Below are 9,514 nucleotides of genomic sequence, written 5' to 3'. Positions count from 1 at the left end.
ATCGCCCCCGGCCGGTGCCGAGGGGTTCGAGGCGGGGTTGGATGCGCTGGCGGGGGGTGTGCCGGCGGCTGGTGTGGTGCGCGGTTCGGTGGTCTCCGGTGGCCGGGTGCCGGGAGAAACACGGGCGGCGCAGCGAGGGCTTGAGGTCCTTCAGCCGGCCGAGCAGGCCGTTGACGAACGAGGGCGACTCGTCCGTGGAGAACTCCTTCGCCAGCTGCACCATCTCGTCCAGGACGACGGCGTCCGGGGTCTCGTCGACCCAGATCAGCTCGTAGGCGCCCAGGCGCAGGATGTTGCGGTCGACCACCGGCATCCGGTCGAGCGTCCAGCCGACCGAGTACTGCGCGATCAGCTCGTCGATGCGCTTCGCGTGCCCCGCGTAGCCCTCGACGAGCTGCATCGTGTACTCGCTCACCGGCGGCTGACGGGTGTCGGTCCGGGACAGCCGGATCCAGTCCGCGAGAACCGTCAGGACGTCGGCGCCGCGCTGGTCGCCCTCGAAGAGGATCTGGAAGGCGCGCTTGCGGGCCGTGTTGCGGGCAGCCACGGTTAGCTGTTCACCCGGCCGAGGTAGTCGCTCGTACGGGTGTCGACCTTGATCTTCTCACCGGTGGTGATGAAGAGCGGGACCTGGATCTGGTGGCCGGTCTCCAGCGTGGCGGGCTTGGTGCCGCCGGTGGAGCGGTCACCCTGGACGCCCGGCTCGGTCTCCGCGACCGTCAGCTCGACGGCGGCCGGGAGCTCGACGAAGAGCACCTCGCCCTCGTGCTGCGCGACGGTGGCGGTGAAGCCCTCGATGAGGAAGTTGGCGGCGTCGCCGACGGCCTTGCGGTCGACCATGAGCTGGTCGTAGGTCTCCATGTCCATGAAGACGAAGTACTCGCCGTCCATGTAGGAGAACTGCATGTCGCGCTTGTCGACGGTGGCCGTCTCGACCTTGACACCGGCGTTGAAGGTCTTGTCGACCACCTTGCCGGAGAGCACGTTCTTGAGCTTGGTGCGCACGAATGCCGGGCCCTTGCCGGGCTTGACGTGCTGGAACTCGACGACGGACCAGAGCTGGCCGCCTTCGAGCTTGAGCACCATGCCGTTCTTGAGGTCGTTCGTGGAAGCCACGGTTGCGGAATCTCCTGGACTGACGTGGACGACCCCGGGGCACGCACCTATAGCGCGAGCAGCTCCTTGGTCGTGATGGTGAGTAGCTCGGGTCCGCCGTCCGCCTCGGGGCGGACGACGAGCGTGTCATCGATCCGGACGCCGCCCCGGCCCGGGAGGTGGACCCCCGGTTCGACGGTGACCGGCACGCAAGCGTCCAGTTTACCCATGGAAGCGGGGGCCAACTGCGGGTCCTCGTCGATTTCGAGTCCGACACCGTGTCCGGTCAGGGCCGGGAGGGCCTCCGCGTACCCCGCCGAGTCCAGCACCTGCCGTGCCGCGCGGTCCACGTCACGGTGGGCGGCGCCGGGCGCGAGGGTCTCGCGGCCGGCGCGCTGGGCGGCGAAGACCAGGTCGTACAGCTCGATCTGCCAGTCGGCGGGAGTGGTGCCGATGACGAAGGTGCGGCCGATCTCGCAGCGGTAGCCGCGGTACATGGCGCCCAGGCAGACGGAGAGGAAGTCGCCCTCCTCGACCCGCCGGTCGGTGGGCCGGTGGGCGCGGCGGCCGGCGTTCGGGCCGGTGGCGACGGAGGTGGGGAAGGCGGGGCCGTCGGCGCCGTGGTCGACGAGGCGGCGTTCGAGTTCCAGGGCGAGGTGGCGTTCGGTGCGGCCGACGAGGATGGACTCCAGCAGTTCGCCGAGGGCCTGGTCGGCGATCTCGGCGCCGATGCGCAGGCAGGAGATCTCCTCCTCGTCCTTGACCACTCTGAGCTGTTCGACCGCGGCCGAGAGGTCCGCGAAGCGCAGCCGCGGCGCGACGGAGGTGAGGGCGCGGTGCCGGGAGACGGTGAGGTGGTGTTCCTCGACGGCGAGGGAGTCGGCGCGCTGGGCGTCGGCCAGGCCGGCGGCGGCGACCGCGGGATCGCCTCCGGCGCCCAGGAGCGTGTGCACGCGCAGCGTCTCGTCGGGGCGCCCCTGCGTGGGGCGGTCGTCCGGCGGGCCGGGGCAGACCAGCAGGTCCTCGGTCCTGCCCAGCAGCAGGACGGCGCCGCGCGGGGCGGCGCCCGCGAGGTAGCGCACGTTGGCGGGGCGGGAGACGAGCGCTGCCGCGTTGCCGGCCGCGTTGCACTGCTCCCTGAGCCGGGTTCGGCGGATGGCGTGCATCTCTGACATGAGATGAGCCTAGGAGCGATGACCGTTTTGTGCCGGTTGGGAGGGCGTGAAGGGTGCCGAACGGGGGACGGCCCGGCAGGCCCCGGCCCGGCAGACCCCGGCGGCCGGGGCCCGGGCGGCTACCAGCTCGGGGGGCTGGTGATCGCCCGCGCCAGCACCTCGTCCAGGACCTGGGCGGTCTGCGCCACGTCCAGCTGGGAGTTGTCGATGATCGGCAGTCCCGAGCCGTACCAGCCCGCCATGCGGCCGTGGATGCGGGCGACCTCCTCGTCGCTGAGGCGGCGGTTGCCCGTGCGCTCGGCGTTGCGCTCCAGGACGACCTCCAGACCCGGCAGGAGGACCACCGGGAGCAGTCCGGGTCCCACGTGGCGCTTCCAGCCGCCGAGACCGACGACCGGGCGGTCGGGGAAGACGGCGTCGTCGAGGATGCAGGAGATGCCGTTGGCCAGGAAGTTGCGCGCGGCGAATCCGCAGGTGCGGCGGGCCAGGCGGTACTGCGCCTCGGAGTTGTCGTTCCAGCCGGACTGCGGGTCGGCGAAGCCGGAGCGGACCCACTCCCGCACGTCGTCGAGGCTGATGTGGGCGGTGGGGACCCGGCGGTGGTCGGCCCAGTACTTGGCGACGCTCGTCTTGCCGGCGCCCGCGGGGCCGATCAGCAGGACCGCGAGGATCGTGGTGGTCGGATCGGGCGCGGCGGTGGCGGGCGGGGCGCTGGGCATGCCGACCGGGCCGCCGGGCGGCAGCGGGACGTGGCCCGTGGTCTCGGGGACCGGCGGGGCCGGGGCGTGCTGCGGCGCGGGCGGTGCGGCAGCCGGAGCCGCGGGTGTCGGAGCCGCGGGCGTGGCGGCGGGGAAGCCCGGTGCCGCGGGCGGCGGGGGCACGGGTGCCGAGCCCTGGTGGGTGCCCGGGGGGTGCTGGCCCGGGTGGTGTGCGGCCGACGACCAGCCGGCGGCCGGTCCGTGCCCCGGCTGGTGGGGCGGCGGCAGCGGAGAACCCACTGCGTGCTGCATCCGGTGCCACTCCGTCTCGTACAGGCAATTGGCGCTGGCCGCGGGGCACGCCCTGCGCGGACCCCGCTCGCTACCGAACGGTACCGTCCCCCGCCGCTGTTCGGTGAAACGGCCGGGGACGGTCCGAAGTGCCCGTCGGAGACAGGGGATTTCGGGTGGCCGGTGTCCGGCCGGGCCTACTGGCCCACTTCGCCGTACGCGGCGACGAGCACGGCCGGGTCGGGGCCCTCCAGGACGGTGGGCTTCGCCAGGCCGTCCAGCACGACGAAGCGCAGCAGGTCACCGCGGGACTTCTTGTCGACCCTCATGTTCTCCAGCAGCTTGGGCCACTGGTCGTGGCGGTAGTGCAGCGGGAGCCCGACGGACTGAAGGATCGTGCGGTGGCGGTCGGCGGTGGCGTCGTCCAGACGGCCCGCCAGCCGCCCGAGTTCGGCGGCGAAGTGCATGCCGACGGCGACGGCCGCGCCGTGCCGCCACTTGTAGCGCTCGTTCTTCTCGATGGCGTGGCCGAGGGTGTGGCCGTAGTTGAGGATCTCGCGCAGGCCCGACTCCTTCAGGTCGGCGGAGACGACCTCCGCCTTGACCCGGATGGAGCGCTCGATGAGCTCCGCGGTGTGCGGGCCGGACGGACCGCGGGCGGCCTGCGGGTCGGACTCGATCAGGTCGAGGATCACCGGGTCGGCGATGAATCCGGCCTTGATGATCTCGGCGAGGCCGGAGACGTAGTCGTTGACCGGCAGGGACTCCAGCGCGGCCAGGTCGCACAGCACGCCCGCCGGCGGATGGAAGGAGCCGACGAGGTTCTTGCCCTCGGCGGTGTTGATGCCGGTCTTGCCGCCGACCGCCGCGTCCACCATGGCCAGCACGGTCGTCGGGATCGCGATCCAGCGCACCCCGCGCAGCCAGGTCGCGGCCACGAACCCGGCCAGGTCGGTGGTCGCGCCGCCGCCGACGCCGACGATGACGTCGGAGCGGGTGAAGCCGGACTGGCCGAGCGCCTTCCAGCAGTAGGCGGCGACCTCGGCGGTCTTGGCCTCCTCGGCGTTGGGCACCTGGATGGCGACCGCGTCGAAGCCCTGACCGGCGAGGTCGGCGCGCAGCGCCTCGCCGGTCTCGGCGAGCGCCTCCGGGTGGATCACGGCGACCCGCTTGGCCTTCGCCCCGATCAACCCGGCCAGCTCGCCCAGGAGCTGACGGCCCACCAGGACGTCGTACGGGTCACTGCCCGCGCTACCGCTTACGTGGATCCTTGTCACCTGGCTAGCCATGGCGTCCTCCGGCCGGGGGTCCGGGGGTTGTCCCCCAAGAGATGCAGTCTTCAACTCCAGTGCGTCCAGGGCGGCTTGGGTGACCTCTTCGGGCGTACGGCCGTCGGTGGGCACGACGGCCGTGGCGACCTCCTCGTACAGGTGCCGCCGCGCCTCCATCAGCTCCCGCCACTGCTTTCGCGGGTTGACGGCGAGCAGCGGGCGGGCCACGTTCAGGCCGGTGCGCCGGACCGCTTCCTCGACGTCCATCGAGAGGTAGACGACGCGGCGTCCGGCCAGCAGCGCGCGGGTGTCAGCGTCGAGGACGGCGCCGCCGCCGAGCGCGAGGATGCCGTCGTGCGCGGCCAGCGCGGTGCGCACGGCCTGCTTCTCCAGCGCACGGAAGAACGGCTCGCCCTCGTCCACGAAGATCTCGGCGATGGCCCGGCCCTGCTCGGCCACGATGTCGTCGTCGGTGTCGCGGTAGGCCACGCCGAGCCGCTCGGCCAGCAGCCGGCCGACGGTGGACTTGCCCACGCCCATCGGCCCGACCAGGACGACCAGCGGCCCGCTCATCGGATCGGCAGGTGGTCGAGGTACGACCGCACGTTGCGGCGGGTCTCGGCCACGCTGTCGCCGCCGAACTTCTCCGCCACCGCGTCCGCGAGGACGAGCGCGACCATGGCCTCCGCCACGATCCCGGCCGCCGGCACCGCGCACACGTCGGAGCGCTGGTGGTGGGCCTGCGCCGGCTCGCCGGTGGCGACGTCGACGGTCTGCAGGGCCCGCGGCACGGTCGCGATCGGCTTCATGGCGGCGCGGACCCGCAGCAGCTCACCGGTGGTCAGCCCGCCCTCGGTGCCGCCGGAACGGCCCGTCGCCCGCTTGATCCCCTCGGGCGTGGTGACGATCTCGTCGTGCGCCTTCGAGCCCGGCACCCTCGCCAGCTCGAACCCGTCGCCGACCTCGACGCCCTTGATCGCCTGGATGCCCATCAGGGCCGCCGCCAGCCGCGCGTCCAGCTTGCGGTCCCAGTGCACGTGCGAGCCCAGGCCGACCGGCACGCCGTAGGCCAGCACCTCCACCACACCGCCGAGCGTGTCGCCGTCCTTGTGCGCCTGGTCGATCTCCGCGACCATCGCCTTCGACGCGTCCGCGTCCAGGCAGCGCACCGGGTCGGCGTCCAGCTTCGCGACGTCCGCGGGGGTCGGGTACACCCCGCGCGGCGCCCTCGCGCCCGCCAGCTCCACCACGTGCGAGACCACCTCGATGCCGGCCGTCTCCTTCAGGTACGAGCGGGCCACCGCCCCCAGCGCCACCCGCGCCGCGGTCTCCCGGGCGGAGGCGCGCTCCAGGATCGGCCGGGCCTCGTCGAAGCCGTACTTCTGCATGCCCGCCAGGTCGGCGTGGCCGGGCCGCGGACGGGTCAGCGGGGCGTTGCGGGCGAGCCCGGCGAGCACCTCGGGATCGACCGGGTCGGCGGCCATCACCTGCTCCCACTTCGGCCACTCGGTGTTGCCGACCATGATCGCCACCGGGGAGCCGAGGGTCAGGCCGTGCCGGACGCCGCCGAGGAAGGTGACCTCGTCCCGCTCGAACTTCATCCGCGCACCGCGGCCGTAGCCGAGCCGCCGCCGCGCGAGGTGGTCGGCGACCATCTCCGTGGTGATCGGCACGCCGGCGGGGAGGCCCTCCAGCGTCGCGACAAGGGCGGGACCGTGGGACTCCCCCGCGGTCAGCCAACGCAGCCTGCTCAACGATGCTCCTCAGTGCTCGCGCCCTGGTACTGCCTTGCGTACGCGCGTCCTCGCGTACGGCGACGGCGCGACCAGGTGCGCGGTCCCGGCCCGCCTTCTCCGATCCTCCCACGTCCGGGCCCGGACCCGGCCGACGGTCCACAAAGCGGACGCGAGTCGGTCAAGTCACGCTCAGGCGGAGCCGTCCCGCGGGCCGGGCTGGGGAGCGTAGGCGCCAAGGTGGCCGGCGCCGCCGCCCTGCTGCTGCCCCCGGGGCGGTGCGTAGGAGCCCAGGTAGTCGGCGCCCCGCCCCTGCCCGTACTGCGCCGCGGCGTGGATCGGCCGTCCCTCGCGCACCGCGCGCCGGTAGGCGAGCTTCCGCCTGAGCTTGACGACCCACGACGCGACGACCGCGAGCAGGACCAGGGCGATCACGGCGACCTGCACCCAGTCGGGCAGGAACCCGAGCAGGGCCTCGAAGATCTGGCCCTTGGCCGACGCGACGGACATGCCTGCGGACACGAAACGCTCCCCTCCCGGCTCCGCCCCCTGCGGAACCGGAGGGAGCCTAGCGGGCGGCGAGGGCCTGTTCGCCTGCTTTTCGCATGGCGGCGACGGGTGCCGGGCTGTGGCCCGTCATCTGCTCGACCTGCAGCACCGCCTGGTGCACCAGCAGGTCGAGGCCGCTGACGACCGCTCCGCCGCACGCCGACCAGCGGGCCGCGAGTTCGGTCGGCCAGGGGTCGTAGAGCACGTCGAAGAGGGTGGCGGGCCGCTCGGGGACGGCGGCGGCGAGGGCGTCGGTCGTGCCGGCCGGGGTGGTGGCGACGACCAGCGGGGCGCGCAGCGCGGACGCGGCGTCCGCCCAGTCCGCGATGCGCACCTGGACGTCGAGCCGCTTGCCCCACTGCCGCATCTCGGCGGCCCGGGCCTCGCTGCGGACGTGGACGACGATCTCGCCGGTGCAGATCCGGGCCAGCGCGGCCAGGGCGGAGGAGGCGGTGGCGCCGGCTCCGAGGATCGCCGCCGAGTCGACCTGTTCGATACCGCGCTCGCGGAGGGCGGCGACCATGCCGGGGATGTCGGTGTTGTCGCCGAGGCGGCGGCCGTCCTCGGTGAAGACGACCGTGTTGACGGCCTCCACGGACGCCGCCGTCTCGCTGATCTCGTCGAGCAGCGGGATGACGGCCCGCTTCAGCGGCATGGTCAGCGACAGCCCGGCCCACTCCGGTCCGAGGGTGCCGAGGAATCCGGCGAGGGCGGCCTCGTCGATCTCGAAGCGGTCGTACGACCAGCCGGCCAGGCCCAGTTCCCGGTACGCGGCGCGGTGCAGCACCGGGGAGAGGGAGTGGGCGATGGGCGAACCGAGCACGGCGGCCCGGCGGGCGTCAGTTACCCGTGCTGTCATTGAACTTTTCCTTGAGTTTCAGGAATTCCGCGTGGGTCCTGGCGAATTCCGTCTTGTTCACGCCGTCGGTCGCGACGAAGTAGTACCAGCCCTCATGGGTCGGATTCAGCGCGGCTTTCAGTGCGAGGTCGCCCGGATTGTCGATCGGCCCCGGCGGCAGACCCTTGTTCGTGTACGTGTTGTACGGGTCCTTGTTGCTGTTGATCTCCGACTCGGAGATGTTGATGTTGCTCTGACCCTTCGCGTAATTGAAGGTCGAGTCGAACTGCAAAAGCCCGTACGTCTCGGGGTTGGCGCGATCGAGGCGGTTGTAGACCACCTCCGCCATCTTGCGGTAGTCGTCCTCGGTCTTGCCCTCCGCCTCGACAAGGCTGGCCACGGTGATGAGCTGCAGCGGACTGTCGAGCTTGAGTGCCTTGGCCTTGGCAGCCAGGTCGTACGCGCGGTACTTCCGCGCGGCCTGGGCGACCATGCCCTTGAGGACCGTCTCGGGCTTCATTCCCTTTGCGGCCGGATAGGTGCCCGGGGCGAGGAAACCTTCGAGCGGGTCCTTTATCTCACTGTTGTCGTTCGCCCAGTCCGGCAGACCGAGGCTCTTGTACTTCTTCTGCGCGGTCTTCTTGGTGGTACCGGATTTCAGCTCGAGTTTCTCGTCGATCGCCTTGTAGACGGCCACGTTGCGATCGCCCGGCCGGACCAGGACGTTGTTCTGGCTCTTGGGGTCGAGCATCAATTCCACGGCGCTCGCGGCGGACATCTGCTTCTTCAGCAGATAGGCGCCGGCCTGGATCTTGTTGCCCTCGGGGTTCTTCTGCTGCGCGGACACGAAGGCGTCGACGCTCTTGACGACGCCGGCGTCCTTCAGCCGCCGCCCGATCTCGTAACCGCCCGCGCCCTTGGGGATCTGGACGGTCACCTTCTGGCCGGTGCCGTCTCCGGCGTAGTCCGGCGCCGCGCCGAAACGATCCTGGTAGAACTGGTACCCGAAGTATCCGACTCCGCCGACGCCGCCGCCGAACACCAGCAGCACCACCAGGCAGGCGCATCCGCTGCGGCGCTTCTTGGGCTTGCCGCCGCGGCCGCGCCGGTCGCCGCGGCCCTTCCGCGGGTCGTCGTCGCCGTCGTCGTCATCGTCGCCGCCGGCGAAGAACGCGTGCTCGCCCTGGTCGGGGCCGGGGTCCCAGTCGGTCTGCGGCTGCTCTTCGGTCTGCCTGCGCGCGGGCGGCTCCGGCGGCGCATAGGCGTCCGGAGTGCCGTACTGGTCGGGCTGGTCACCGCCGTACGCGGCGGGCTGATGACCGTAGGCGTCCGCGGGGTCCGCCGGGTAGGGGACCTGCGGCTGCGCCGCACCCCAGCCGCCCTCGGCGTACGGCTGCTGTCCCTGGCCGTCGCCGTACGCCTGCTGTCCCTGGTGGGGGTGGTACGGCTGCTGTCCCTGGTGGTGGTACGGCTGCTGCTGGTCGTGGCCCGGGTAGTGCTGCGGTTCCTGGCCGGCGTACTGCTGCGGCTCTTGGCCCGGGTAGTGCTGCGGTTCCTGGCCGGCGTACTGCTGCGGCTCCTGGCCTGCGTACTGCTGCTGCTCGTACTGCGGGTAGTACTGCTGCTGCGGTTGGCCGTATCCGGCCTGCCCGCCGTCCTCCCAGTTACCGTAGTGCGGCTGCTGCGGCTGCTGCGGATAGTGCTGCGGCTGGCCGCCGTGAGCAGCCTGGTGGCCCACCTGGGCCTGCTGCCCTTCCCATCCGCCGTCCCCGTACAGCGGGTCCTCGGGATGCCACGGTTCGGAGCCTGGGCCCCGGCCATACTCAGTCATCGATCCCCTAGAGCCGCGAGGCGGCGGTCAACG

The 9,514-nt window shown here is 72.1% G+C and carries 8 protein-coding genes and 2 pseudogenes; all 10 read right to left on the bottom strand.

The window, feature by feature from the left end:
- Positions 1–124: 124 nt before the first annotated feature.
- A pseudogene (nusB, locus tag AB0G63_RS28565) lies at positions 125–547 on the bottom strand (transcription antitermination factor NusB); the annotation flags it as partial.
- Positions 548–549: 2 nt separating this feature from the next.
- Positions 550–1,116, bottom strand: a complete 567-nt coding sequence (gene efp / locus AB0G63_RS28560; RefSeq protein ID WP_324788616.1) for an elongation factor P — start codon at positions 1,114–1,116, stop codon at positions 550–552.
- 47 nt (positions 1,117–1,163) lie between these two features.
- On the bottom strand, positions 1,164–2,270 hold the full coding sequence (locus AB0G63_RS28555; protein WP_360755815.1) for an aminopeptidase P family protein: 1,107 nt from the start codon (positions 2,268–2,270) through the stop codon (positions 1,164–1,166).
- A 119-nt stretch (positions 2,271–2,389) separates the two neighbouring features.
- Positions 2,390–3,280 (bottom strand): Pro-rich N-terminal domain-containing protein, encoded by an 891-nt coding sequence (locus AB0G63_RS28550; protein WP_360755809.1) that lies wholly within the window; start codon positions 3,278–3,280, stop codon positions 2,390–2,392.
- A 176-nt stretch (positions 3,281–3,456) separates the two neighbouring features.
- A complete protein-coding gene (gene aroB, locus AB0G63_RS28545; RefSeq protein WP_360755827.1) occupies positions 3,457–4,548 on the bottom strand; it encodes a 3-dehydroquinate synthase in 1,092 nt (363 codons plus the stop codon).
- A gap of 117 nt (positions 4,549–4,665) precedes the next feature.
- Positions 4,666–5,070 (bottom strand): annotated as a pseudogene (locus AB0G63_RS28540) (shikimate kinase); the annotation flags it as partial.
- Positions 5,071–5,099: 29 nt separating this feature from the next.
- Positions 5,100–6,284: a chorismate synthase gene (gene aroC / locus AB0G63_RS28535; RefSeq protein WP_360755805.1), complete on the bottom strand. Its 1,185-nt coding sequence runs from the start codon at positions 6,282–6,284 to the stop codon at positions 5,100–5,102.
- 171 nt (positions 6,285–6,455) lie between these two features.
- On the bottom strand, positions 6,456–6,785 hold the full coding sequence (locus tag AB0G63_RS28530; protein ID WP_360755803.1) for a hypothetical protein: 330 nt from the start codon (positions 6,783–6,785) through the stop codon (positions 6,456–6,458).
- A 46-nt stretch (positions 6,786–6,831) separates the two neighbouring features.
- Positions 6,832–7,671 (bottom strand): shikimate dehydrogenase, encoded by an 840-nt coding sequence (locus AB0G63_RS28525; protein WP_360755800.1) that lies wholly within the window; start codon positions 7,669–7,671, stop codon positions 6,832–6,834.
- Entirely contained in the window at positions 7,652–9,481 is a 1,830-nt protein-coding gene (mltG, locus tag AB0G63_RS28520; protein ID WP_360755797.1) for an endolytic transglycosylase MltG, read from the bottom strand. Before mltG ends, AB0G63_RS28525 begins: the two co-directional genes overlap by 20 nt.
- Positions 9,482–9,514: the final 33 nt, after the last annotated feature.

It is taken from the genome of Streptomyces sp. NPDC020996, from assembly GCF_040641355.1.
Classification (GTDB): Bacteria; Actinomycetota; Actinomycetes; order Streptomycetales; family Streptomycetaceae; genus Streptomyces.
This window is presented reverse-complemented; position numbering and strand designations above follow the sequence as displayed.

Bases quoted from the DNA above. Each gene is read 5' to 3' on its own strand.
- AB0G63_RS28555 (WP_360755815.1), bottom strand. From the start codon at position 2,270: ATGTCAGAGATGCACGCCATCCGCCGAACCCGGCTCAGGGAGCAGTGC.
- AB0G63_RS28525 (WP_360755800.1), bottom strand. From the start codon at position 7,671: ATGACAGCACGGGTAACTGACGCCCGCCGGGCCGCCGTGCTCGGTTCG.
- aroB (WP_360755827.1), bottom strand. From the start codon at position 4,548: ATGGCTAGCCAGGTGACAAGGATCCACGTAAGCGGTAGCGCGGGCAGT.
- mltG (WP_360755797.1), bottom strand. From the start codon at position 9,481: ATGACTGAGTATGGCCGGGGCCCAGGCTCCGAACCGTGGCATCCCGAG.
- AB0G63_RS28550 (WP_360755809.1), bottom strand. From the start codon at position 3,280: ATGCAGCACGCAGTGGGTTCTCCGCTGCCGCCGCCCCACCAGCCGGGG.